This is a genomic window from Methylobacterium oryzae (assembly GCF_021398735.1).
Taxonomy (GTDB): domain Bacteria; phylum Pseudomonadota; class Alphaproteobacteria; order Rhizobiales; family Beijerinckiaceae; genus Methylobacterium.
The window spans coordinates 3,506,388-3,530,830 of record NZ_CP090349.1; the positions used below are offsets into that span (position 1 = coordinate 3,506,388).

15 protein-coding genes and 1 pseudogene are annotated in these 24,443 nt (G+C 69.5%); 7 read left to right on the forward strand and 9 right to left on the reverse strand.

Annotated features, from left to right (window positions below):
• Nucleotides 1-110 precede the first annotated feature (110 nt).
• From LXM90_RS16680 to LXM90_RS16700, 5 genes are all read left to right on the forward strand, one after another.
• Nucleotides 111-3,233 carry a hypothetical protein gene (locus tag LXM90_RS16680; RefSeq protein ID WP_234080809.1) on the forward strand — a complete coding sequence of 1,041 codons (3,123 nt, stop codon included), beginning with the start codon at nucleotides 111-113 and terminating at the stop codon, nucleotides 3,231-3,233.
• Nucleotides 3,230-4,894, forward strand: a complete 1,665-nt coding sequence (locus tag LXM90_RS16685; protein WP_234080810.1) for a DIP1984 family protein — start codon at nucleotides 3,230-3,232, stop codon at nucleotides 4,892-4,894. Before LXM90_RS16680 ends, LXM90_RS16685 begins: the two co-directional genes overlap by 4 nt.
• Nucleotides 4,895-5,204: 310 nt before the next feature.
• Entirely contained in the window at nucleotides 5,205-7,034 is a 1,830-nt protein-coding gene (locus LXM90_RS16690; RefSeq protein ID WP_042670728.1) for a reverse transcriptase family protein, read from the forward strand.
• Entirely contained in the window at nucleotides 7,031-7,771 is a 741-nt protein-coding gene (locus LXM90_RS16695; protein ID WP_234080811.1) for a hypothetical protein, read from the forward strand. Before LXM90_RS16690 ends, LXM90_RS16695 begins: the two co-directional genes overlap by 4 nt.
• Entirely contained in the window at nucleotides 7,768-8,166 is a 399-nt protein-coding gene (locus tag LXM90_RS16700) for a hypothetical protein (RefSeq protein ID WP_100252637.1), read from the forward strand. The genes LXM90_RS16695 and LXM90_RS16700 overlap by 4 nt, the downstream gene beginning before the upstream one ends.
• 32 nt (nucleotides 8,167-8,198) lie before the next feature.
• On the opposite strand, the gene LXM90_RS16705 is transcribed toward LXM90_RS16700, so the two are convergent.
• The 4 genes and pseudogenes from LXM90_RS16705 to LXM90_RS16720 form a co-directional block, all read right to left on the reverse strand.
• Nucleotides 8,199-9,299: an adenylate/guanylate cyclase domain-containing protein gene (locus tag LXM90_RS16705; protein ID WP_234080812.1), complete on the reverse strand. Its 1,101-nt coding sequence runs from the start codon at nucleotides 9,297-9,299 to the stop codon at nucleotides 8,199-8,201.
• Between the two features lie 767 nt (nucleotides 9,300-10,066).
• Entirely contained in the window at nucleotides 10,067-10,993 is a 927-nt protein-coding gene (locus LXM90_RS16710; protein WP_234080813.1) for an alpha/beta hydrolase, read from the reverse strand.
• Between the two features lie 14 nt (nucleotides 10,994-11,007).
• Nucleotides 11,008-12,126 (reverse strand): annotated as a pseudogene (locus LXM90_RS16715) (FAD-dependent monooxygenase); the annotation flags it as partial.
• Nucleotides 12,127-12,141: 15 nt separating this feature from the next.
• Nucleotides 12,142-13,310, reverse strand: a protein-coding gene (locus LXM90_RS16720; protein ID WP_234080814.1) for an IS3 family transposase whose coding sequence is annotated in 2 segments (ribosomal slippage) — nucleotides 12,142-13,043 and nucleotides 13,043-13,310 — 1,170 coding nt in all. Because the reading frame shifts where the segments join, the coding sequence is not laid out codon by codon here.
• 123 nt (nucleotides 13,311-13,433) lie between these two features.
• On the opposite strand from LXM90_RS16720, the gene LXM90_RS16725 reads away from it, so the two are divergent.
• Nucleotides 13,434-16,604 carry an autotransporter outer membrane beta-barrel domain-containing protein gene (locus LXM90_RS16725; RefSeq protein WP_234080815.1) on the forward strand — a complete coding sequence of 1,057 codons (3,171 nt, stop codon included), beginning with the start codon at nucleotides 13,434-13,436 and terminating at the stop codon, nucleotides 16,602-16,604.
• Nucleotides 16,605-16,889: 285 nt separating this feature from the next.
• On the opposite strand, the gene LXM90_RS16730 is transcribed toward LXM90_RS16725, so the two are convergent.
• The 4 genes from LXM90_RS16730 to LXM90_RS16745 form a co-directional block, all read right to left on the reverse strand.
• A complete protein-coding gene (locus LXM90_RS16730) occupies nucleotides 16,890-18,086 on the reverse strand; it encodes a hypothetical protein (RefSeq protein ID WP_234080816.1) in 1,197 nt (398 codons plus the stop codon).
• Nucleotides 18,087-18,409: 323 nt separating this feature from the next.
• Nucleotides 18,410-18,835: a hypothetical protein gene (locus LXM90_RS16735; protein WP_132367865.1), complete on the reverse strand. Its 426-nt coding sequence runs from the start codon at nucleotides 18,833-18,835 to the stop codon at nucleotides 18,410-18,412.
• A gap of 476 nt (nucleotides 18,836-19,311) precedes the next feature.
• Nucleotides 19,312-19,635 carry a hypothetical protein gene (locus tag LXM90_RS16740; RefSeq protein WP_234080817.1) on the reverse strand — a complete coding sequence of 108 codons (324 nt, stop codon included), beginning with the start codon at nucleotides 19,633-19,635 and terminating at the stop codon, nucleotides 19,312-19,314.
• 669 nt (nucleotides 19,636-20,304) lie between these two features.
• Nucleotides 20,305-21,954, reverse strand: coding sequence for a porin (locus tag LXM90_RS16745; RefSeq protein WP_234083014.1), 1,650 nt, complete (start codon nucleotides 21,952-21,954; stop codon nucleotides 20,305-20,307).
• Between the two features lie 1,062 nt (nucleotides 21,955-23,016).
• Here LXM90_RS16745 and LXM90_RS16750 point away from each other — a divergent pair.
• Nucleotides 23,017-24,210, forward strand: a complete 1,194-nt coding sequence (locus LXM90_RS16750; RefSeq protein WP_081636586.1) for a tetratricopeptide repeat protein — start codon at nucleotides 23,017-23,019, stop codon at nucleotides 24,208-24,210.
• A 15-nt stretch (nucleotides 24,211-24,225) separates the two neighbouring features.
• On the opposite strand, the gene LXM90_RS16755 is transcribed toward LXM90_RS16750, so the two are convergent.
• Complete coding sequence (locus LXM90_RS16755; protein WP_234080818.1) at nucleotides 24,226-24,429, reverse strand: hypothetical protein; 204 nt, start codon at nucleotides 24,427-24,429, stop codon at nucleotides 24,226-24,228.
• Nucleotides 24,430-24,443 lie beyond the last annotated feature (14 nt).

Below are 24,443 nucleotides of genomic sequence, written 5' to 3' on the forward strand. Positions count from 1 at the left end.
GCCGGCCGGCCCGTCCCGGTCGTTTCGCGAGGAGCCCGGATGCGAGGACCCGTCGACCGTCGCGCGCGCGCGACGCATCCCTGCCCGGCCGCGCGGGCCGGCGCGGTGGCATGAGGGTCATCCGCGCGGCGCGCCTCCACCTGCGGGACGCCACCTCCGACAAGGTCTACGACGTCGACCTGATCGAGAACGAGGCCCTCGGGACGCCCGAGCGCTACTTCGTCAACACGCGCTACGGCCGGCGCGGCGCGACCCTGCGCGAGGGCTCCAAGACGCCCCAGCCCGTGACCGCCGAGGCGGCCGCCCGGGTGTTCGACAGCGTGGTCGTCTCCAAGATCAACGGCGGTTACCGGCGGGTCGACGGCCCGGAGACCGCCGCACCCGAGGCGACGCCCGACGGGCGCGATGGCGTGCTGCGGGCGCGGCTCTCCGCCTGCCTGCGCGAGAGCTGGGCCGAGCGTGACCGCGACCGCCTGCTCTGGCGCATCGGCGAGCTGCGGCTGGCCGCGACCGCCCCGGACCTGATCGCCCTCGCGCGGGGCCTCGGCCCGGCGCGGGCGAGCTACGCCCTGGTCTGGGCGCTCGCCCGGGCGGCGGGCGCACAGGCCGGTCCGGCGCTCGCGGCGATCGCCGCCGAGGCGCCCGGCAGCGTGGTCCGCGACCTCGCCCGCTTCGCGCTCACCGCCCCGCTCACCGGGCCCTACCGGCCGCCGGAGGCCGAGCCGGACCTGCCCGGCATGGTCGCCCGGCCGGCCGAGGCGGGCGACGTCGACGGGTTGTGCGGGGCGCTGGACGGCCTTGCCCGGCACGATCCGGGCCGGGTCGGGCCGGCCCTGGTGGCGCTCGGCCGCCGGGCGCAGGCGGCGCCCGGCCTGCACGCGACGCTCTGCGCCGCCCTGCTCCGGCTGCCGGCGCGGCCGCCCTACCTGATCGGCCTGCGGCGCCTCTTCAAGCACGCCGAGATGGCCGACGATGCCGCCCTGTTCGGCGCCACCGCCCAGCGCTTCGAGACCGCGCAGGCGATGTATCAGGCCGGCCGGAGCCACGCCTACGTCCCCGACCTCCGGCGTTACGTCGCGGTGGACGCGGCGCGCCAGGGGCCGGAGGCGCGACTCGGCCTGTCCACCGCCACCCGCGCCTACATGAAGCGGCGGATCTGGCGCGCCCTGCGCAAGCGCGGCGCCATCGGGGACCCGGCCTTCGCGGCGCTGGCGGCGGGCTTCCTGCTGGCGCTCGGGCCGGAGGATCTCGATCCCCCGACCCGCTGGACCGCCTGGGGGCGGAAGCCGGACGGGACCTGGGGCCGGCAGGCGCGGGCGCGGGGACCGCTCGGCCGCAACTGGACGGCGAGCCAGCTCCTGTACCGTCACGCCCCGGAGGCCCGGCCGCGGACGGGTTCGCTGACTTTCCTGGAGACCGGCGCCGTCGATCCCGACCGGCGCGACGAGGCCTTCCCCGACCTCTGGAGCGCCCGCCCGGACCTGGCGCTCCGCCTCGCCGCGGAGGGGCGGATCGAGCCGGTGGCGCGGCTGGGCCTGCGGGTGCTGCGCGCGGACCCGCGGGCCTGCGCGGCCCTGACGGCCAGCGAGATCGGGCGCCTGCTGGCCGCCCCGCACGACGCCGTGCGGACCTTCGCGTTCCGGACCGCCCAGGCGCGTCTCGCCGCCGGGATCGCCGAGCCTGCCGAACTCGCCGCCCTGGTGGCGGCGCTGCTCGCGAGCCCGGAGCCGGAGGCGCGGGCGCTGGCCCTGCGGCGCCTCGAGGCGGAGGCGCCGATCGTCTGGTCGGATCCCGACCTCGCCGCCGCGCTGCTCACGAGCCCGGAGCCGGACGTCCAGGCGGCCCTCCCCGGCCTCGCCGGGGCGCGGGCGCTGCCCACCGGGCTCGCGGCGCCCCTGGTGGCGCGGCTGGTGGCGTGGCTGCGGGCGATGCCGCCGGAGTCCGACGCGGCCGCGACGGCCGCGATCCGGGGTCTGCGCGCCGCCCTGCCCTTCCTGTGGCCGGACCGCGACCTGCCGGTCACGTCCGAGACCGCCGCCGCCCTGATCGCCCACCCGTCCGCCGCGGTCCGGTCCGCCGGCCTCGCCCTCCTGGCGCAGTCCGAGGCCGGGGCCGCCGGCCTGCCGCCGGAGAGCTGGGACGTGCTGATCGGCGCGGAATCCGAGGACATCCGGATCGTCGCCCTCGTCCTGCTGGCGCGCCTCGACGACGCGCGGCTCGGGCCCTACGCGGACCGGATCGTCGCCTTCGCCAGCGGGCCCGACGGCGCCGTCCGGCGGGCTGCCCGGCCCCTTGTGGCGCGCCTCGCGGCGGCGGATCCGGGCCTCGCTCCCCGCCTCGCCCGGGAGCTGATCGGCAGCCTGTTCCGCGCGGCGCCCGACGACGCCTACGCGGCCGACACCGTGGCCCTGCTGCGCGAGGCTCTGCCGGGGGAATGCGCCGCCCTCGACGACGGCACCCTGTGGCGCCTGCTGCAGGCGCGGGCCGACGGCGCCCGCCGCCTCGGCGCCGCCCTCCTGTCCGACCGGCGCCCCGAGGCCCTCAGCGTCCGCCAGATCGCCCGGCTCGGCGGCCACCCGTACCGGGCGGTGCGGGACTGGGCGACGGCGGCCTTCGCGGCCGACCCGGCCCGGTTCCAGGCCGCGGCGGCCGAGGCCGTCCTCCTCGTGGAGAGCGACTGGCCCGACACCCTCGCCTTCGCCCGCGGCCTGTTCGACGCGTGGCCGGAGACCGCCTGGACGCCCGAGGCGCTCGCCGTCGTCACCGACAGCGTCAAGCCGGAGGTCCTGGCCCTCGCCCGCCACCTCCTGCGCAGCCGGCTCCGGCCCGAGGACGCGGAGGCGCAGGTCCTGCGCCTCCTGGAGCACCCCGCCCCGTCGATGCACCTCCTGCTCACCGAGTTGCTCACCGAGCAGGCCGTGGCGAGCGAGGCGGCCTTCGCGCGGCTGATCCCCCTCGCCCGCATCGTGATGCTGCAGGTGCTGCGCGGCCGGGTCGCCAAGGACCGGATGGCCGCCTTCCTCCGGGCCGAGGCCCTGCGCAGCCGCGCCCGCGCCGAGGCGCTGCTGCCGCTCTTCGCCGACCTGACCCTGAGTGGCACGGCCCGGGACCGCAGCGCCGCGATCCTGGCCCTGCGCGACGTCGCCGACGCGCATCCCGATCTCGCCGTGCCCCTCGTCCGGCGCCCGCCGGAGGCGCGGGGACCCGTCTCCGTCTCGGAAGAGGCCCGATGAACTTCGTCCATCGCTACCTCGGCGAGAGCCGGGCCGTCTCGGACGCGGACGCGACCCGGCTCGGCTTCGTTCCCGACACCCTGCGCGAGCCGACCTACTTCGCCGGGACGGTGGCGCGGCACCTGCCGCTCCGGGAGGCGATCTCCGCCCTGCACCACGTCGTCGTGTCGGACCTGCGCTTCAAGCCGAAGGACCGCACCGCCTACTTCGCGTGGCTCCAGGCCCACGAGCAGGAGCTCCTGGCCGAGGCCCTCGCCGAGAAGGACAGCCTGCGCGCCGAGATCGAGGCGCTGCGCGCCGAGTCCCGGGACATCGCGGCCCGCTCCGACGCGGTGATGCGGTCGTTCTACGACGCGCGGAAGCGGTACTTCGACTATCTCTACCGGGAGAACCTCGACGCCTGGATCGTGCTCGACCCGGTCATCACCGTCCACCCGGACGAGATCTTTTTCGAGGCCTTCAGCCTCGACGAGTCGAGCTACGGGCGCCTGTCCTGCGACCACGACACGTTCGCGCGGATCGGCGACATGGCCTGCGGCACGACCAACATCGACTACAGCCACGCCCTCTACGACGAGTTCCAGAAGATCCGCAGCTACCGCGACACCGAGCTGGCGATCGACCCGACCGGCTTCGCGGTCCAGACCTCCGGCGAGGCCGCCTACCGCGAGGACAAGATCGACCTGCCCGATTCCTGGATGCGGGGCTTCCTGCAGGTGTCGAGCGCCATGGCGCAGCCCGCCCACGTGGTGGACCTGCACCCGATCGACATGCACGCGATCCTGACCCGCCTCGCCGCGCGCCGGGAGCGCCACGGCCCGCGCTCCCTGCGGTTCCTGCTCGAGCCCGGCCGGCCGGTCAGCGTGCTGATCGAGCCCTGGAACGAGCGGCTGACCTTCCGGCGCTCGATCTACCGCGGGGGCGAGACCGCGGAGATCCGCCTGTGGGGCCGGCGGCGCCTCGCGATCCTGGCCCGGACCCTGCCGCTCGCCCGGTCGGTGCGGCTGCACCTCCTCGGCACCGGTCTGCCGAGCTTCGCGGTGGTGGATTTCGGCGGCCTGCGCTTCACGCTCGGCCTGTCGGGCTGGACCGCCAACGACTGGTCCCGGGCCGGGCAGTTCGACCTGCTCGCGCCCCGGGCCGACGTCGACGCCGACACCGCCGCCCGGGTTTTCGCGGCGCTCCGGCGCCATCACGCCGCCGACACCGGGCAACTCGCCGCCGAGACGGGCCTCGACCGGTCGACCGTGGAGGCGGCGCTCGGCGGCTACGTGCAGGCGGGCCGCGCCATGTTCGACCTCGACAAGCGGGTCTACCGCCTGCGGGAGCTGACCCGGGAGCCGCTGGCGCCGGGCGCCCTGCGCTTCGCCTCCGAGCAGGAGGCCAAGGCCGACCGGTTCCTGGCGGCCGGACTGGTCACCCTCGGGCCCGTCGAGCAGGCCGGCGACAGGCGGCGCCTGAGCGGGACCGTGCTGGACGACGGCCGGAGCCTGACGCCCGCGGTGGAGCTCGATTCCGACGACCGCATGGTCGGCGGCAGCTGCCAGTGCGGCTTCTACACCCACAACCGGCTGACCCGGGGCCCCTGCGAGCACATGCTGGCCGTGCGCCGCCTCGTCCACGCCCAGGTCGAGGGCAAGCCGGTGCGGTGGCAGGCGTGAGACGGACCCGATTGATGCGGCCGCGCGCCTGGCCTATCCTCCCCGCGACGAGGGGCGTCGGCCGGGGCGGACCTTGCATTTCGGGCGGCGATTCGCCGTCCCTGCACCCTGCCCGGCAAAGCGTCACTGGCCCGCTCTTCACTGGGCCGGCACTGACCACCGGTGCGCGTTCGCGGTTTGGGTTCGCTGAACCCAAACGCGCACCGGTGGTCGTGCCGGCGTCGAGTGGACCGGGCCAGTCCCGAGACTTGACGAAGGCATCCCGGCCGACGTCCCCCGTCACGCCTCCTGCCCGCGCCGGAGGCCGCCGATGAGCCAGCAGCCCGGCAGCCTGACCCGCCAGCAGCTCTACGACCGGATCCGCGAGAGCTCGAAGGACGAGGTCATCCTCGAGGAGATGATCCGGCTCGGCTTCTGGCCGGACGGGGAAGCGCAGCCCAACCCGCCGGACGACCTGATCCGCCGCCGCGGCGAGATCGCCCGCGCCCTCGCCGACCTGCACCGGCGGGAGGCGGCGTGGCGCGACCCGGAGGCCGCCCTCAAGGAGATGCATCGCCGCCGCAAGAAGGCGGCGCTGGAGCGGCGGCGCGAGACGCGGCTGCGTAACGCCCGCGACCGCCACGCCCGGGCGCAGGCATGGCACGCGCGCCGGGAGGCGGAGATCCTCCATCTCGGCGACGGCGTCTCGGCCGGCCTCGCGCACGCGGACGCTCCGGGGCGGGGGCCCGCCCCCGGTCTCCCGCCCCTGGCGAGCCCGAAGGCGCTGGCCGAGGCCATGGGGATCGGCCTCGGCGAGCTGCGCTTCCTCGCCTACGACCGGGCGCTCAGCGCGGTGAGCCATTACCGGCGCTTCACCATCCCCAAGAAGGCGGGCGGCCTGCGCCGCATCTCGGCGCCGATGCCGCGCCTGAAGCGGACGCAGTACTGGATCCTCGACGCGCTCCTCGCCCACGTCCCCGTGCACGCGGCGGCCCACGGCTTCGTGCCCGGCCGCTCGATCGTCACCAACGCCGCCGCCCATGTCGGGCGGGACGTCGTGGTCAATCTCGACCTCAAGGATTTCTTCCCGAGCCTCGATTACCGGCGGATCAAGGGGAAGTTCCGGGGCCTGGGCTACGCCGAGCCGGTGGCGACCGTGCTGGCGCTGCTCTGCACCGAGCCGGACGTGGACGCGGTCGAGATCGACGGCGCCCGCCTCTACGCCGCCCGGGGACCCCGCCGGCTGCCGCAGGGCGCGCCGACGAGCCCCGCGCTCACCAACCTCGTCTGCACCCGGCTCGACGCCCGGCTCGCCGGCCTCGCCGGCAGCCTCGGTTTCACCTACACGCGCTACGCCGACGACCTGACCTTCTCGGCCTCCGGCGAGGCCGCCGGGAAGGTCGGCGCGCTGCTCAAGTACGTCCACGCCATCGTTGGCGGGGAGGGCTTCACCGTCCATCCGGACAAGACCCGCGTGATGCGCCGCGGCCGGCACCAGGAGGTGACCGGGCTCACCGTCAACGAGCGGGTCGGCGTGCCCCGCGAGACCCTGCGCCGCTTCCGTGCCCTCCTGCACGGGCTCGAGCGGCACGGGCCGGCCGGGCGCCGCTGGGGCGCGGCCGGCGAGGCGGGCGTGCTCCGCGCCGCGGTCGGCTTCGCCCAGTTCGTCCGGATGGTCACACCGGAGACCGGCGCGCCGCTTGTCGCGCAGGCCCGCGCCCTCGCGGACCGCCATTCGGCCCCGGCGACGTCGCCCCGGCAGCCGGACTTCCGCGCCCGGTCCGCGCGGGGCGAGGTGCCCCTCGCCCGCTGGTGGGTACCGGCCCCCCGCCCCGCGCCCGAGCCGGACCCGATCCTGGCCGAGGCCGAGGCGGCCGCGGCCAGGGCTGCGGCCGCGCCGGTTCCGGGCCGCAGCGGCGTGCCGGCCTCCGGGCGACCGCGTCTCGGCGCGCCGGAACCGGCCGCCCGCGCGGAGGCCGCGCCGGACGCGGGCGCCGAGCCCGACGACACCCCGATGAAGCCCTGGAAGGTCGTCCTGGGGATCTTCGTCCTGTTCCAGGCGGCCGCCCTGCTGCACCCGGCGCTCGGGCTGCTCGTCCTCGCGGTCGCCCTGCTCCTCGGCCTGCGACGCCTGCTGCACCGCTGGCGCCGGCGCCGATGAGCCTGGCCCGGAGCCTCCCGGCCGGGCACCTCCGGACCAGCCTCGCCGCGCTCTTCGCCCTGGCCCCGGTCCTCTCGCTCGGACCGGGGGCGTCCCGGGCCGACGAGGCGCCTGCCGCACCCGTCTTCAACAAGGCCGAGGCCGCGGAGATCGCGGCGCCGCTGCGGCAGGACCCGGCCTTGCTGCGCAGCTTCGGCACCTGCCCGGCCGACACCTTCGCGCGGGAGCGCCCGTTCTGGCGGTGGGCGTTCGCGCCCCGCCGGCCCACCGAGCGCCGCTGCGCGCGCGAGCCCGCTTCCTGCTACGCGCTCTGCACCCGGTGGTCGAACGCGCCGGCCTGCTTCGACCTCGCCCTCGCCCTGGAACACCACTCCCTCGACGTCGCCGACATCCTCGACAAGGAGCGGCTCTACGCCCTCGCCTGCGCGGGCGGGTTCCCGGCGGGCTGCACCAACCGGGCGGCCGGGATCCGGAACGGCGGCTACGCGGAGGATCCCTTCCGCGACGCGCCGCGCGCCGACACGGATGCCTGCCTCGCCCGGAGCTTCCGTCTCGATTGCGACCGGCGCGGCGCCTGGGGCTGCGCCATGCTCGGCCAGGCCTATCGCCTCGGCGAGGGCGTCGCCGCCGAGGCGTCCCGGGCCCGGGCGGCGTTCGACATAGCCTGTGCGATCAACCCGGACTTCGCGGCCTGCACCTTCGCCAAACGGCAGCTGGCCGAGATGGGCGCGCCGTGAGCGCCGGCGACGCCGGACCGGCTTCCGACGCCCTGCGGGCCCTCTACGGGCGGGTCGACCCAATGCCCGAGGGGCCGCCGGCCCCGGGCCACGCCCGCGCCTCCCTGTGCGTGGACGTGGGCGACGGGGACGACGTCGCCGCCGCCGAGCGCTGGATGCTAGCCCATGCCAGCCGGCTCACCCGCGTGCGCAGCACCGGCTGCGGCTGCTGCGTGATCGGCTGGGACATCGAGGGGCCGGCGGCGCTCGTCGCCACCCTGCCGGCGGCGCTCGGGGCAACCTCCGACTGGGCCGGCCCGGCCGCGACCCCGCGGCGCGCGGCGAGCGCGCGGGGCCGGCGCTTCTGGGCGCACGGGTGGGAGCGCTGGTGGGAGCGCTGGGTCCGCCGCCGCTGAGACGCGACCGACATGCGGCCCCTACGGGGAGCCTAGCGCGGTTCCGCGACGGCCTCGGCGCGGTCCAGCACCGGCGGCGCCGGCCTCTGCTCCGGGATCAGCCGGTCCGGCGCCGCGCCGCGCTCGAGAGTGGCGACCGCCAGGGGCGCGCCGCGGCCGCGCAGGGCGTGCGTCCCCAGCGGGCGAGCGCGGACGCCGTCGGGCATCCGGTCCAGCCGGTCGAGGAGATCCTGCGAGATCAGGATGTCGACGCCCAGCGGGCGGCACAGGGCCTCGATCCGCGCCGTCACGTTCACAGCGTCGCCGAAATACGCGATCTTGTGGCGGTCGACCCCGACTTCGGCCGTGACCACCGGACCGCCGTGCAGCGCCGCCCGCAGCCGCGGGACCGTCCCGAACCGGGCTTGCCAGGCCGCGGCGTCGGCCTCGATCCGGTCGAGCACCGCGAACACGCAGGTGACGCAGCGCGCGTCCTTGAGGCCGCGCTTCATCGGCCACGTGATCATCGCGAGGTCGCCGATGAAGTCGTCCGTGGAGCCGGCGTTGCGCCGCACCGGCTCGGCGAGCGTCGCGAACACGGCGCTGAGATATTCCTGCGCGCGCAGGTCGCCGTGGGTCTCCGCGAAGGCCGTCGAGCCGACCACGTCGAGGAACAGGAAGATCCGCTCCTCCTGCACCGGCTTGTGGTAGCGGCCGATCATGAAGTTCACGAACACCTCGCCGCCGATCAGGTCGCGCATGCGCATGACGAAGACCAGCAGGGCCGACACGGCCAGCGAGTAGGCGAGGAACCGCGGCGTGATCCGCACCGCCGTGGACAGGCTGTCGGCGGTGAGGCTGAAGGTCCAGACGACCAAGCCGCCGAGCGCGCAGCCGAGCGTGATCAGCACCACGTAGAGCAGTTCGGCAGCCAGCATGTAGACCAGCGCCGGCAGGCGGCGCAGCCGCGTCTGGACGCCCGACAGGGCCAGGCCGGGCACGAAGGCCAGCACCGTCCCGCCCACCGCCAGGGCGTAGACCAGGCCGGCGAGCATCGAGGCCCCGCCGACGAAGAGCAGGTTGTAGAGGAGGCCCGCCCCGCCGGAGGCGAGGAGGAGGGTCAGGGCCCAGAGCCAGCGGTACTGTGGGAGCATGGGCGGTCGGCGGGGTCGAGCGTGGCGGTGAGCACGGTTGGACCTACGCGATGGCGGGGGGCGAAGGCGAGAGGGGGGCGCCGCGACGGGTGGATCGGGCTGGCCGGTCGCCCGTGACCGATCCGGAGCGATTCGCGCCGTCCACCCGACGTCGTCGGCCGGTGTCGCCGCGCGGCCACAGGTGGGGGCGCGTTCGATCCGGGAGGTTGGGACCTGCCCCCCGGCGGATCCCGCGAGGCTGGTGGTCCCGGCAGGACTCGAACCTGCAACCCAAAAAGGCTATTTCCGCCAGCAGCCTAACGAACGTCTACGGGTAATGGTTAGCACTTTGTGCGAGGACTGCAAGACGTAGCGCTGGCAGTTTCGTTTGAAGGTGACCGCAGCGCGGCCGGTCCTTCATCCAAACTCTTGGTATTGCTGGCTGCGTGATCATGTCTCTTCAATCAGAGCTGAACTGCAGCGCGCTCGCACGTTTCATCAAGAGGCAGCTCTCAAGATTGCAATCGAGCAGCGGAATAACACGGTCTGGCCAAAAGAATCTGGACCTACTCCGAGATCGTTGGCCGGATAGGCAGGCAATCCGCCTCCCGACACACTGATGAGAGTTACGAAAGTCTGCCGCGATTGCAGAGGCGGTTCATTTCCAGCTTATCTATTTAGGCTTAAAATCTCCAAAGAACGAAGTCGGAATGAAAATCTTATTAAATTTCATGTCGGGATTGCGCTCATCAGCCGATAGTCATGCGCGGGTAGGATCGGTTGACTGGCTATACGGACGCAGCCTCAGTTCGCATATTAGGCTCCATGTTTCTCGGCTTGAGGTGGCCATCCACGAAGGTGCCGGCCTCCGAGAGAGCTGCGCGCCCCTCCGCAAGGTTCGGGAAGAACAGATGCCAAGCGTGGATCATCGCGGGCCAGATCCGAAGCGTGACGTTCATGCCCGCGCTGCCGGCCGCGCCGGCCAGACACACCGCATCATCGAGGAGCGTCTCGTCCGAGCCGACTTGGATCAGCGTCGGGGGCAAGCCCTTTAAATCGGCGTAGAGGGGTGAGGCCAAAGGGTTCTGAGGATCCGCGCCGCTCAGGTAGGCCGCCGCAAGTTCGGAGAGGTAGAGGCGCTGGATCATGGGATCCACCGCTGCCTTCGTCCTGAAGCTGTTGCCGCGCAAGGCCAAGTCGATCCAGGGTGAAGAGAGCCAGAGACATCCGGGCAGCGGGTCGCCCGCCTCTCGCAGGCGCAGCGCGGCGGCGACGGCGAGGCCACCGCCCGCGCTCTCGCCGCACAAGGCGATCTGTTCGGGCGAGATCCCCTGCTCCAGCACGAACCTATAGCCCGCCACCGCGTCGTCGAGGGCGGCGGGGAAAGGGTGCTCAGGGGCGAGCCGGTAGGCGAGTGCGAGGGTGCGGACGCCGGCGTCCTGCCCCGCGCGCGCAACGACGTGGCGATGGCTGTCGAGGGATCCAGCCATGTACCCGCCGCCGTGGAGGAAAATGAGGACGCGCTCGGAATCGCCACCAGGGCAGAGGGTCCACTCACCCGGCACGCCGCCGGCATCGACAGGGGTGACGCGGGTGCCGGGCGGAAGCGCGTCGCGGCGGCCGAAGCTGTCGAGCCGGGCGCGCCGTGCGACGAGATCCGCCGGCCGCGGCTGCGCCTGGAGGAAGGCCCGGATCGCGTCGATCTCGCTGCGCATCGCGTTTCCACCCGCTACAGCATGAATCGATCGAAGAAGGCCGCGAGTTCGGCATGGGCGTCCAGGGGCAGCACATGCGCGACGTGCTGGTCCGGCCGCACGACGACGATGCAACCGTCCGCCCGCCAAATGCCGCGCAGTGCGAAGATATCGCCGGCCTTCGGGTCCGGGCAGAAGACCTTCTCGCAGTCGACGAGGTTATAACGCCCCTTCGGCGGTCGCAGCAGCGGTGGCATCGCTCCTAGAACGAACTGCCGGTGGCCCTGCTGCAGGATCGCCCGCACGTCGATGACGGAGTCGATGTCGGCGCCCGCGGGTGTGAACCGCCGGATGGGCGCGTCGTCCGCTTCGGCCAGGTACGTGCACACGGCGCGCAATCGCGAGGATCGCGCGTCGGGCGACTCCGGATCCGCGAACAGGAACAAGCGCCAGCGGCCATCTGCCTTGACGGTGTGGCCGAGCTGAAGTGGCTTAGCATCGGCCAGCCGGATCACCGGCGCCGAATGAAAGCGTGTCCCGATCCTGAAGCCCTCGGCGAGGTTCTGATGCGTGGACTGGCCGGTGATGAGGGACGGCGGATAGCAGGTCTCGGTACCGGCGGTGAAGCGGCCATGCTTGACGAAGTACCGCTCGAACTCGGCCGGATCGACGCCGTCGCCGCCCGTCACGTCGGATGGCCTGGGCGGGGCGCTGAACATGCGGGCGAACGCACGGTCGAAGTCGATGAGTTCCTGGGCGACGGCGCGACGCTCCATCGAGTAGGTCTGGAGAATCTGCGGTGTACACTGCCCGCGGACCACGGCGGCGAGTTTCCAGCCGAGGTTGAAGGCGTCCTGCATCGAGACATTCATGCCCTGGCCCGCTTTCGGGCTGTGCGTGTGGCAGGCATCGCCAGCGATGAAGATCCGGGGCGAACGATGTTCACGGTGCGCAAGGCCGCCATCATCGAAGGCTTCGCAGAGCCTCTGCCCAATCTCGTAGACCGACCACCATGGGACTTCCTTCATCTCCAGCGTGTAGGGGTGCAGGATACGCCGCGCCGCCGCGATCAGGTGATCGATAGTCACCGCGTCCCTTGCCAGGCGCCGATTCGCGTCGAGCTTGTCGAGTTCGATGTACATGCGCACGAGGTATGGACTTGCTACGGTCTAATGGAGAGCGGTTTGGTGGGTGAAGCCCCTCTCGAACTGGATAGGGCTGGTGTAGCCCAGCGCCGAGTGACGGCGGCGGGGATTGTAGAAGCCATCGATGTAACGGGCCAGCGCGATGGTGGCCTCGGCTCGTGTCTGGAACGCGGTGCGCCAGACCAACTCGCTCTTCAGCGTCTTGAAGAACGTCTCGACCATCGCGTTATCATAACAATTTCCCTTGCCGGACATCGAGATCACGATGCCATGTCCTCGTAGTTCCGCCTGATACTCATTCGAACAGTACTGACTGCCGCGGTCTGAATGATGCAATAAACTTGGTCCGGTCCGTCGGACGACAAGGGCACGTCGCAGCGCGGTCAGCGCGAGTTCCTTGTGAAGACGGTCGCTCGCCGCCCAGCCCACGACCCGTCGAGAGTACAGGTCGAGGACCACCGCCAGGTACAGCCAACCCTCCCGCGTCCAGATGTAGGAGATGTCGCTTCCCCACTTGCGATCGGGCCCGGCCGCCGTGAAGTCCTGGTCGAGGTGGTTGGGCGCGATCGGGAAGGCGTGGCCGCTGTCCGTCGTGCGCCGGAAGCGCCGCGGCTGGCGAGCCTTGAGCCCGTTCTCCCGCATCAGCCGGGCCACGCGTCTTCGGCCTGCCGCCAAACCCTGCTCGCGCAGCTCGTGGGTCATGCGCGGGCTGCCATACGTCTCGTGCGAGAGCGTGAAGGCGGAGCGGACGTGGGCAAGCAGCACGAGATCCTCGCGCTGCCGCGTCGAGGCCGGGCGGTTTTTCCAGGCGAAATAGCCGCTCGGACTGACGTCGAGGACCTTGCACAGGCGCGCGACCGGGAAGTCCTTCTTCGCCGCGTCGATGAGGCGGAACCTCATCGACTTCCCTCCTTGGCGAAAAAAGCCGTGGCCCGCTTCAGGATCTCCCGCTCCTGGCGTAGCACCTCGTTCTCGCGGCGCAGGCGCTTGAGCTCGGCGGCCATGTCCTCCTGCCGATCGGCTGGCGGATGGTCCATCTCCCGCTCGCGCCGGCCGTCGATCCAGTTGCGCAGCGTCGAGAGCCCGACGCCGAGATCGGCGGCGACCTCGCGGCGGGACCGCCCGCTCGTCTGCGCCAATCGCACCGCCTCTGCGCGAAACTCAGGGGTAAAGGTTTGCTTCCGGTCTGCCATCGGAACCCTCCTCCTCCAGGAAAAGAGCTCTCCACTTTTGCGGAGCAAGTCCACCAGCGCATTGCCCCCGAAAGTGCAGATCTCATTGCCCAGCCGATGATCGCACTGCAGGGAAGCTTGAGCTTGGCCTCGCAATTCACGACCGGCCTTCCCGTCTTCCTGATGAGTACGACGGCGCTGAACCCGCTCGATGTTGCGAGCCTCGGCGGCGACGTCTCCGGGCCTGGCGGCCTGATTAAGGTTGGGCTCGGCACCCTCGAACTTGCCGGCACCAACACCTATGCCGGCGGCACCACCATCCTCGGCGGCACCCTGGCCGTTTCCCGCGACGCTAATCTCGGCGCCGCCGGCACCGGCCTGACCCTCGGCGGTGGCACCCTCGAGGTCCTCGCCGACGGCTTCGCCACCGCCCGCCCGATCACGCTCGCCGGCCCCGGCACCCTGCAGATCGACGTCGGCACCGCCACCTTCGCGGGGCCGATTGCCGACGGCAGCCAGCCGGGCGTGCTGATCAAGTCCGGCTCCGGGACCGCCGTGCTGTCAGCCGCCAACACATTTACCGGCGGCGCTGTCATCAGCGCCGGCACTCTCGCCCTGACTGCCACCGGCAGCCTCTCCGCACCGGTCCTCGTCGGTGCAGGTGCGAGCTTTCTCAATGCCGGCCTCGTCGCCGGCAGCGTCGGCAACTTCGGCGTGCTCGCCAACAGCGGTACCATTAATGGCGCGATCGCCAATGCCGGTATGGCCGTCAACGCCGGTACCATCGCCGGCGGCACGACCAACAGCGGCAGCCTGGTCAACACCGGCACCCTCGCGGGCGGTCTGACCAACACCGGCACCGCCCTCAACACCGGCGCGATCGCCGGCGGCGTCATCAGCAGCGGCAGCCTGAGCAACGCCGGCACCATCGGCGGCGGCGTCGCCAACACCGGCCTCCTCGCCACCAGCGGCACGATCAGCGGTGGCCTGACCAATGCCGGCACCGTGCTCGCCAGCGCTGGCCGCATCGACGGGCCCATCGCCAACAATGCCGGCCTGCTCGCCGTCGCCGGATCCGTCGCCGGCACCGGCCCCTTCGCCAACGCCGCCGGCGCGACGCTCGCCGTCACCACGGGCGGCAGCTACAGCCTTGCCGGCCCCCTCGCCAATGCCGGCCTCGTCGCCGTTGCCCAGAGCGCCAGCCTCACCGCCTCCGGCGGCCTCAGCAACGCCGGCCTCGTCGCCAGCGACGGCACCCTCACCGCCGACCTGACCAACACCGGCATCGCCCGCCTGTCCGGGCAGTTCAACGGCACGCTCACCAACACCGGCCTCGTGCAGATCACCGGCCCGCTCGCCGGGCTGACCAGCCTGACCAACACCGGCGCCCTCGACCTCGGCGGCACCGCCCTCACGCTCACCGACCTCGCCGGCCCGGCCTCCGCCGTCCTGGGCAACGGCGCCCTCACGGTCTCCAATGCGGCCGCCTCCACCTACGCCGGCGCCATCCTGGAGACCGCGAGCCCGACCAGCCTGACCAAGGCCGGCCCCGGCACGCTCCTGCTCACCGGCTCCGGCCTCTTCTCCGGCCCGACCACAATCCAGGCCGGCACGCTCTCCCTCAACGGGCTCTGGACCTCGCCGGTCACGGTCGCGGCCAATGGCACCCTGCGCGGCATCGGCACCGTCGCGGCCCCGGTCACGGTCGCCGGCGCCCTGCGGCCGGGCAACTCCCCCGGCACGCTCACCGTGCTCGGCCCGGTGGCGTTCGCCCCCGGCAGCAGCCTCGGCCTCGACATCGACGGACCGGGCACCGGCACCGGCGCGGGCAGCTACGCCCGCCTCCTGGCGCTCGGCCCGACCGGCACGGTCTCGGCCAACGGCACCCTGGTGCCGGAGCTGCGCGGCATCACCGGCAACGCGGGCAACAGCTTCACCCCCGCGCTCGGCCAGCGCTTCGGCGTGCTCACCGCGCAGGCCGGGCTGTCGGGCTCGTTCAGCGGGCTCGCCCAGCCGGCGGCGGGCCTGCCGGCCGGCACGCGCTTCGACGCGCTCTACGCCGCCACCGGCCTCGACCTCGTGGTCACGCCCGCCGCCTACGGCAACCTCGCCGGCCTCGGCCTCGCCCAGACCGGCAACGCCCGGGCCGTGGGCGCAGCGCTCGACCTCGCCCGCCCGGCCGCCGGCACGCGGCCGGACGCGGCGCGGGCGCGGGTGTTCGACCCGCTCTACGCGGCTGGCCCGGCGACGCTGCCGGGCGGCCTGGCGAGCCTGTCGGGCCAGAGCTACGGCGACGCGGTGATGACCGACCTCGCCGCGCGCCGGCTGCTGGCCGACACGATCGACCGGCACCAGCGCGGGCTGGGCGGCGGCGCGAGCGCGTTCAGCGCGGGCGATCCGGGCCCGGGCCCGAACCGCACGGCGCTGCAGGTGCGCGGCGGCGCCGGGGCGGCGGCGCCGCCGCTGGCGGTGGGCGAGGGCCGGGTCTGGGCCGACGCGCTGTACGGGTTCGGCGCGCGCGCCGGCGACCGGGCGGCGGCGGGCGCCGGGTTCGACGCGGGCGGGCTGCTGATGGGCGTCGACCGCCAGGTCGGGGCGGACACGCAGGTGGGCGGTGCGTTCAGCTACCTGCGTGAGGGCGGCACGTCGCGGGGCGCGGGGCTGGGTCGGTTCACCACCGACAGCTACGGCGGGACGCTGTACGCGAGCACGCGGCTGGGCGCGGTGGTGCTGCGGGGCACGGCGGGCGTGTCGTACGCGGACGGGCGGGTGGACCGGACGGTGGCGCTGGGCGCGGCGGTGTCGCAGGCGTCCGGGCTGTCGTCGGGCTGGAACGGCGGGGTGTCGGGCTTTGCCGGGTACGCGCTGGCGACCGGCCTGCCGGTCGAGGTCGTGCCGGAGGTGGGCTTCAGCTACGACCGGCTGACGCGGGGCCGTGTGTCCGAGCGGGGCGGTCTGGTCGGGCAGGGCTTCGGCGGGCAGGGCTTCGCGGTGGCCGATCTCGACGCGGCGCGCAGCCTGGTCGGCGGGCGGGTGACGAGCTGGGCGGTGGCGGGCATGCCGGACCTGCGCCTGGAGGGCCGGGCGTACTGGGCGCACGAACTGGCCGACACGGCGGCGGTGGTTCGCTCGAGCCTATTCGGGGCGGGGTTCGCGGGCCGGACGAGCGCGCTGGGCCGGGACGGCGCGGTTCTGGGGGTGAGCCTGACGGGGGCGGTCGCCGAGGGCGTGCGGCTGTCAGTGGGCTACACCGGCGATGTCCGCCCCGGCGCCACCGCCCAGGTGTTCACCGCTGGCCTTCAGGCCGCGTGGTAGAGCATCGACGGACCTTCGAGCGTTCCTAGCTAGCCTTACGATCGGCGGATGCATGTCGTCGCCCGCCGATCGTTTACGTGGCCTTTTCCCCCCGCATTCGGCCGGCATAGCCTCCGACGCATCATCCGATCGTGTCACTCTCCAGGTCGGCCTCCTCGTCGACCATGCGGCCGGGGCTCACGTTCGGCAGGTACCGATCGCGCTCCACGGTGAGGGCGGCGTTTCGAGTTTGCGGCCGCCTCCAGCACTCGCCCGTCGTCGGCATCCAGGCGTGCGGGCGACCTGCTACTTCGACACCCACGCATCTTCGACCCAGATCTGCCCGTGCAGATCAGAAGCCAATGCCGCAGCTATCGCCTGCTGTGCTGCCGCCGTGTCGAGATCGGAGGCGACGACGGCGTCCTCCCCCTCGGACTCGGCGGGCCCTACCGAGAAGACCTTCTCCTTGCCGGTATCGACAAGTCTCGCATCGACACCCCGGAGCTGGACGTAGGAGACGGACTTGTCCTGAGGATCCTGCCACGCGGTAGCCCGGAGCGAGATCGCTTCCTGAGCTCCCATCGGATCCAGGTAGGACACCTTGCGGGTGAGGGCCATCTGGATCTCGCCTCGCCCGGCGTCCTTGCCCGACGAGACGATCGTCGCATCGGGGATGGCCTTCGGCAATGCGCGACCGAGGGCGGCGATCAGATCGGCGTCGCCCGGCTTCGCCTTGAGCTTGACGAGCTGGGACTTGTCGGCGACCTGCCCGTATTCCGCAGTCGCCACTCCCGGGAGCTTCTTCACCTTCTCGAGGAGCGCGGGAGCTCTCTCCGGATCGACGTCGATCGAGATCGACGAGGTGCCGCCTCTCTGGTCGGCGCAGTTCGGGACCAGACCGGCGGGATCCATCCGGGCACCTTCAGTGCGGACCAGCTTCACCAGATCGACGACGTTCGGAAGCTTCGTCGTCACCGAGAGGGTTCCGGGATCGGGTACGGGCTTGTCGCTCACGTCTTCAGTCTCGTCCTCTGCCGTCGAACCGGAGGGCAGCGCGGTCGGATCCTCCTCCGAGAACGTCAGGCCGGCGGCTGCGATGGCGACGCTATGGTCCGGAAGCTTCAGAGAGCCGTTCAGCTGCTGCTCGTCCTTCGAGCCGCTCCGCTTGATCGACACGGCGACCCGATCCCCCGCCGAGCTTGCTCCGGCTCCGGAGAAGTTCGCGCCGTCGGCCTTCAGCGGGATCACCAGACGGTCGACGCGCCGCGACAGGGTGCTTGTCGGGTAGCAGACGTCGATGCTCGCGTCGGTGATCTGGCTGCCCTGCGAGGTCAACTTCAGGACGCCGTCGATCAGATACGTCGCCGAACCGTCCAGGGACCCTTCCGAAAAGCTGAGGTAGCGGGTCGACGGCTGCTGAGGTTGCGGCTTCTTCGATTTGCCCTGGGCATTCGCCTGACCGCACAGTCCGATCAGAACAATCGTCGCCACCAGGAACCGCATGTGACCTCCCCAGGTCCGCCGATCATGTGCAGGGCATCATGCCCGACGTTGCGGTGCACGGCCACCCGATCGCGGGCCACGCATGTCGGGACAGCTTGATCGGCGACCGACGTCGGTCGTCGGTCGTCGGATCGTCCCGGATCCTGGCTGTCGGTGCCGAGAACCTCGGCCGGGGAGCGATCCGATCGAACGCCGCCTCCAGGCGCATCTCGCCGATCGTCCGGCTGTAGCCGCATCGGCCGAATGCTGGAGATGTCATGATTTGTGATGGCTCCGACCGCGGATATCTATGAATGTTGGACGTCGCCGCGAGACATCAGTTCTCAATCAAAAGACTTCCCATTCCAACGAACGTAGCCTCCACCTCCGCCATGGGCATCCATATGGACCTTCGGGATGCGCTCGCGGCCTACCTTGACGTTGGCACCCAGCATATCGTGGGCCTTCTGGAGCAATGATCCGCGACGCAGATAGAACAGTACGGAGCAAACCTGCATGCCGCAATGACTGCTCCGTGACATTTTACCGGCACATCGGATCGCCTCGTGGGATATAATCAAGTCGGGCATGCCGTCACCATCGAGATCCCGCTCGATCAGGCCGGCGGGATCGATGCGCCCTTGACGACCATCGCACCCGTCATTGATCTCCTGCTTTGCCAAGTAGGCCGCCGCTCTTGATTCCGCCACAGCCGGCGCTGCAAAGAGCGAACCCATCAGGATCACGAAAGTCAGTCTTACCATAAACATCGTACGTCTCCCGATAGTCGTCCCAAGCAGCCCGGAGTCAGCCTTTGCATTGACGCGACAGGCTTGACTTCGCCGATGCATAGCCGTCAGTCCTTACGGGCCACTTGGTGCGTTCGTCGAAGACGATGGCCGCTTTACCGCCCGAGCTCAGTAATTCATCTATGTCCGGTCGCAACGGCCAGCTGTACAGCTCGTTGTTGGTCCTCGGCGGTACGGTCAGCTTGATCTGTCGTCCGGCAGCGGAGAGGGATAGCGTATCTCCAGCGCTTAGACCGTTCTCGACGGAGTAGATCTCGAAGGACCTTTCGCCACCGCGCCGGCACGAGACGAATATGCACAGATTGGAGGAGACGCAGGAGGTGAACGCAGGATACGGAGTTCCTTTTGCCGGCTTCCACCCCGAGTTCGCGACCTGGACGCAACACAGCATGAATAGGAGGGCGACCGCACCCGATCTGGTTGACATGATATGGTCCCTACTCTGTTGAGATTGCGTCCATTTTCACGATTTTTCCCGCTGCGCCGCAGAACAGAGCCTTGATCGTCACGGTGCGGCCGTTGCGGATCAATGTGGAATATCCATCTTGAGTAATCGCTTTCTGGCGTGGATCGGGAAAATCGTACAAAGCGGGTACGTTGATGTGCTGCTCGCCGCCTTTTTGGTTAAGTGTGAATCCGCGTACCGTTCCCTGCTCGAATGTTAGATCGCTGATGCGGCCGCGCAAGGCCATCGAAGAACAGTCCTTCGCCGGCGACAGGTTAGACATCGAGACAATTTTGCCGTCGACGGAACGATTCACCCTCATATCCGCGAAAACGACGCTGGATCCGGCGGTATATAGCAGAAATGAACCTAGATATTTTCCTATGCAACAATTTGCGGCTGGCATCGAAATCTCCGTAGACGCGTATTCAAAGCAAGATTTTCGATCGCGATCCGCAGCGCAAGCCGTAAATTAGCGCAGGACTGATAATCATTTGGCTTAGAGGCTTCGGGTCGGAGCCGGCGTCACGAGTGCGGCTGGGCTCGCCGCATGCGGTCTAGTTGGACTTGGCGGAGGTCTTCTGCTTCTCTACAGGTCTATGGAGACTGTCCTAGTCAAAGACTCGCGCGATTGGCTTACAAAACTGACCTCCGGCCTCTGACCGCCTGGATCGTCGAGGATATGTCCGCTCGAGTGCCCGCGTGGCGCAGAAGCAGACCGGCAGCATTCCACCCCGAGCAGCCATACGGCTTCCGACCCAACCCAGCCGCCAGTTGCGGCTAGCACCATTCCCGAAAGCGGACCTCTGATTTGGTCCCGCAATCACGCTACCCGAAGCCCGTTCCGCTGGAGCTTCGCGCAGGTAGATGTCGATCTATCGAGGGACAAAAAAGCCCGGCCGCGAGGCCGGGCTCAGTGGGGTCCCTTTGCACGGGGACATCAAGACCAGGAAGCTTTGGAGAACAACCGGTCTCGATCGGGTGATTAGAAGTCGCGCTGGACGCGGAAGCGGAACGTGGAGACGCCGTCCGACGTCGTGGTCCGCGGTACGAAAGTGCCGTTGTTGATGCCGGCGACGTTGGAGTAGGCCGTCGGGCTCTTATCGCGGTCGATCACGCGGCCGCTCTTAAGGCCGATTTGAGTGTAGAGGCCTTCGACGCCGATATCGAGGTCCTTCACCGGCGACCAGATGATGCTGCCGCCGGCCACGAACTGGTAGGTGTCGCGCAGCGCCTCGCTGAGCTGGAAGAACCGGGTGCCCGGCACGCCGACGGCGTTCACGCCGAAGGAGTTGGCACCGGCCGGGTTGGCGAGCGCGAAGGCCGCGCCCTGAGCCAGACGGGCACCGGTGCGGTAGTCAATCTCACCGTACGACCCAAAGATGGCCGAGCGCCACTCCGGCGACCAGTAGTGGAGGTACGAGACCGTCGCGGTGAAGCTCGTAGTCTGCTCCATCTGACCCGTAAACGGGTTGATTGTCGCATCAACGAAGTACTGCGCGAACTTTTGGCCCTGGATGGTGGCCGGATTCTGCGCATAGCAGCCGCTGAAGGCGCAAAGGCCGGTGTACATCTGGGAGCCGGAGCCGTAAGCGCCCTGCAGGTAGAGGGCGTCGCCCGGCGCGATGAACGGCGTGTTGATCTTCAGGCCGCCCTGCACCGCCCAGCCGTACGAGTTGCTGGTGTGCGGGATGCTGATGTTCGAGCCGGTGCCGGTGCCGGCGCCGCTCTGCACGTTGCCGACGTTCAGCTCGTGGACGGCGGCCGAGACCTGAGCCGAACCCCAGGCCTGGTCGAGGCGCAGGGCGCCGACGATGTCGGGCATGCGCGAGCGCTGGATCGCATCGACGAAGCTGTACCGAGTCGGCACGCCGCCGGTGTAGCCGATGAACACCTCGGCCGGCGCGCTTGTCTGAGCGAAGTTCTGGATGACGCCGTTGACCGTAGCTCCAGTGGGGTTGTTGGTCGGTGAAAAGATCGGCGTGCGGCGGAAGACCGGATCTTCGGCCGAGATCGTGGCGGACAGGCCGTTGCCGAGCGTGGCCGTGTAGGCGAGCAGGTTGGTCGAGGCGACATCCGAGCCGAGCGTGTTGCCCATGATTTCGAAGTCGTGGGCGTAGAAGTCGAAGAACGATGAGGCGCGACCGGCGGTCATGCCGGCGAACTGGATGAATGCCTTGTCGACGTTCACGAACTGCTGGGCGCGGCCGAACTGGTCGATGCCGAGAGCCGGGAAAGCTTGGCCGATGCGCTGCTGTGTGCCCGACTGGCCGACGCCGGAATAGCCGGTGCGGGATCCGGCATCGAGGCGGACGAAGGCGCGCAGCGTGCCGTAGGCGGTTTGGGTGCGGGCATCGAGGTTGATGCGCATCCGGCCCTGGTAGCCCGACGTGTCGCCGCTTGTGCCCTGCCGCGAGTAGCTGGTCATGTAGCCGCCCTCGAACCGGGCGCGGCCGGAGAGACGCAGGCAGGTGTCGGTGCCGGGGATGTAGAAGAAGCCTGCACCGTAGGCGCCGCAGACGCGGACGTACTCGATCGGGACCGCCTTCTTGACCGGAAGGTCGGCGGCGTGAGCTGCTCCTACTGCCGCGAATGCGGCGGCCGAGCTTAGCAAAGAGCTTTTCAGAAATCTCATCGATATCCCCAAAACTTCGAGACCCATCTCGCGGCGACGTCCGGTTCCCGGATCACGCCTGTTCATCTTTGTTGATTGGGCCTGCGTCTTGGCGGCCGGCTCCGGCAAGCGCTCACCATGAGGAGGCTCGCTTCTGTGCGATCATGCCGGAAAGGTTTCGGACAGCAATCGCATTTAATCCCGCAACATGTCACTTTCCGCGCCAGCGCCATTTTCGCAACACTAGGTTTGCCGGCTCCACCGCAGGTATGCCCGCTAGCGTGGTCGGCCGCGCGCCGTCGAAGATATGAAAAATCAACTACTTATGAGATACTTGGTGCTTCTGTAACGAGACGTGCCGACCCCTACCCAATCCATATTTCGATAAGGCAACGTGAATAAGAATGTTTCTGAGCAGAAACACAGTTGGCCTGAATGGGGGCGATTGGTGAGGCTTGTCGTACCTCCCCATATCGATCGAGCTCGGCCATAGCCGCCTCTCATTGGCACACATCAGCTATAGTGAGTCGCAGAAGGCTTGGCGAGGCGCGGATCGATGGCACCTCGACCCGCCCGGAACGGCGGGTTCCACCGGCCTATCGAGCATGTCGAAGCAAACAGTTCCTGCTCGGTGAACCGTGTGTGTTCGTGCCCGTTGAAGGAATTCGATAGCGCGGCGCAGGCCGTCCGCTTCAACGCTATTTCGGTCGAAAGCGGAACGTCGCGAAACCACCCATTTTGGACGTTCAGATGGGCGCGTCGTGGTGGCAGATGCTGGCCGAAAGCGGAACAATCGCTTCGGAAAAGGCCGACCAGAGATGCGGACGGCCTTCAATCGATCCGGATCGGAAAGGAACGGAGCGAAACGCGTCACTCATAAGCAGATGTCCCGGCCTTGACCGAGAGCCTCCGGTTCCATCCCGGCGGCTCGAGCGGCCAACCGGCATAGGCAAGCGTTAACCCTTAAGACAGATGTGGCGGACCATGCCTCAGGTCACTGTCGCGGTGTCTTGCCAGGCTGCGCCAAGGACCCTTCGCGCGCTTGCATAAGCCACCTGCAATCTCCAGCGTGGGCGCAATAGAATGGCCGAGATGTCCGTCGATGAAGCTCTCGATCGAGCCAACGCCGATATCCAAGCGGGACGGCACCAAGAAGCCAGAAATCTTCTGGAGGCGATACTCAAGGTAGAAGACAAAAACCCTCGAGCCTTGATCGGACTTTCGGTCGTCAGCTTCCAACAAGGCGACCTGCCGAACGCGGTCAACTACATCTCGGCAATAGTCCTAGAGAATCCATTCGACAGCGACCTCCTCGGCACGTGCTCGGCCCTACTGCGGAGCTTTTCCGTCGAGGAATTCGCCGATCGTGTCGAAGCGATAAGTGATGACGCCAAGAAGGATGCGCGGACAATAACGGCGTGCCTCGACGGTTTTCTCAACATGGCGGATTTCGGATCTTCGGGCGAGGCGATCGTGCGCGTCCCATCCGAGATCGCTAGCGCGATCCACTTCATATCGCTCGACGCTCTGTCTGTAGGCTCCAACAGATCGAAGTTCGGTCGGTACTCGCCTATCAACTGTGTCATCGCTCCTACCGCGGGAGACTATGAATTCCGCGAGAAGCACTTCATCTACGCGTCCTCACTGCTGGAGGACAAGCAGGAGATCCTCGAGGCGTTCGGCCTCCGGGATCTGGCACGGGTCAAAGCGGTTCACAAGGTCAAAGCCAAGCGCATGTCGGATGCCCTCGATGAAATCGGGGTCTCAGGTCTCGACTATTTCAAGAGCGATCTGGAGGGCATAGACGGCTTGGTCCTGCGCGACGCCCGGCAGCACATCGCCGGGGCCGCCGTCGTACAGGCCGAGCTCCGTTTCATGCCGGCCTACGAGGGGGAGCCGCACTTCGACGAGACCGTCGCCTACATGCGCGGACAAGATTTCGAGGTGCTGCATCTGACCAATGAGAATTGGCGGTACGCGACCCGGCACAGGGATCACATGGCCAGAGGTCGGACGGTGTTTGCGGATACCGTGTTCGTGAAGAATATCGACACGTATCTATCGCTTCAAGGACGCTCGACCGAGGCCGTGGTTCGATATTGCCTCGCCTGCGGCGTGTCCGGCAACGCAAACTATGCCGAATTCATACTCGAGAAGCACAAGGAACTCGTCCCTTGTGATCTCGTCGCCGCTCTCGTCAACTACCTGATACCGAAGGCCCGCTTCGGTCAGCCTCAGTTCGCCAAGACCCGGCTCGGTCATGTCGCCATGTCGTGACCGGAGTTTCCAGCCTCACGCCCTGGAAGGCTGCGGCGGCGGGCCATCCAGGGCGATCAGATCGACGTTCCGCGCCTTGAGGACGCTGAACAGGCCTTCCAGTTCTCTATCGCAGGGATCGTCCACGATCGCGGCTTCCGGCGTGTCCTCCTCCAGCCACGCCTCCGCATCCCTGTTGGAGGAGAACCCGAGCGGGTCGTAGCCGAGTCTCTCGAGCATTCGGCACGCCCGTC

Excerpts from the sequence above, each read along its gene's own strand:
- LXM90_RS16695 (WP_234080811.1), top strand. The coding sequence starts at position 7,031 with ATGAGCCTGGCCCGGAGCCTCCCGGCCGGGCACCTCCGGACCAGCCTC.
- LXM90_RS16685 (WP_234080810.1), top strand. The coding sequence starts at position 3,230 with ATGAACTTCGTCCATCGCTACCTCGGCGAGAGCCGGGCCGTCTCGGAC.
- LXM90_RS16745 (WP_234083014.1), bottom strand. The coding sequence starts at position 21,954 with ATGAGATTTCTGAAAAGCTCTTTGCTAAGCTCGGCCGCCGCATTCGCG.
- LXM90_RS16705 (WP_234080812.1), bottom strand. The coding sequence starts at position 9,299 with ATGCTCCCACAGTACCGCTGGCTCTGGGCCCTGACCCTCCTCCTCGCC.
- LXM90_RS16750 (WP_081636586.1), top strand. The coding sequence starts at position 23,017 with ATGGCCGAGATGTCCGTCGATGAAGCTCTCGATCGAGCCAACGCCGAT.
- LXM90_RS16710 (WP_234080813.1), bottom strand. The coding sequence starts at position 10,993 with ATGCGCAGCGAGATCGACGCGATCCGGGCCTTCCTCCAGGCGCAGCCG.
- LXM90_RS16680 (WP_234080809.1), top strand. The coding sequence starts at position 111 with ATGAGGGTCATCCGCGCGGCGCGCCTCCACCTGCGGGACGCCACCTCC.
- LXM90_RS16730 (WP_234080816.1), bottom strand. The coding sequence starts at position 18,086 with ATGCGGTTCCTGGTGGCGACGATTGTTCTGATCGGACTGTGCGGTCAG.
- LXM90_RS16755 (WP_234080818.1), bottom strand. The coding sequence starts at position 24,429 with ATGCTCGAGAGACTCGGCTACGACCCGCTCGGGTTCTCCTCCAACAGG.
- LXM90_RS16735 (WP_132367865.1), bottom strand. The coding sequence starts at position 18,835 with ATGTTTATGGTAAGACTGACTTTCGTGATCCTGATGGGTTCGCTCTTT.
- LXM90_RS16690 (WP_042670728.1), top strand. The coding sequence starts at position 5,205 with ATGAGCCAGCAGCCCGGCAGCCTGACCCGCCAGCAGCTCTACGACCGG.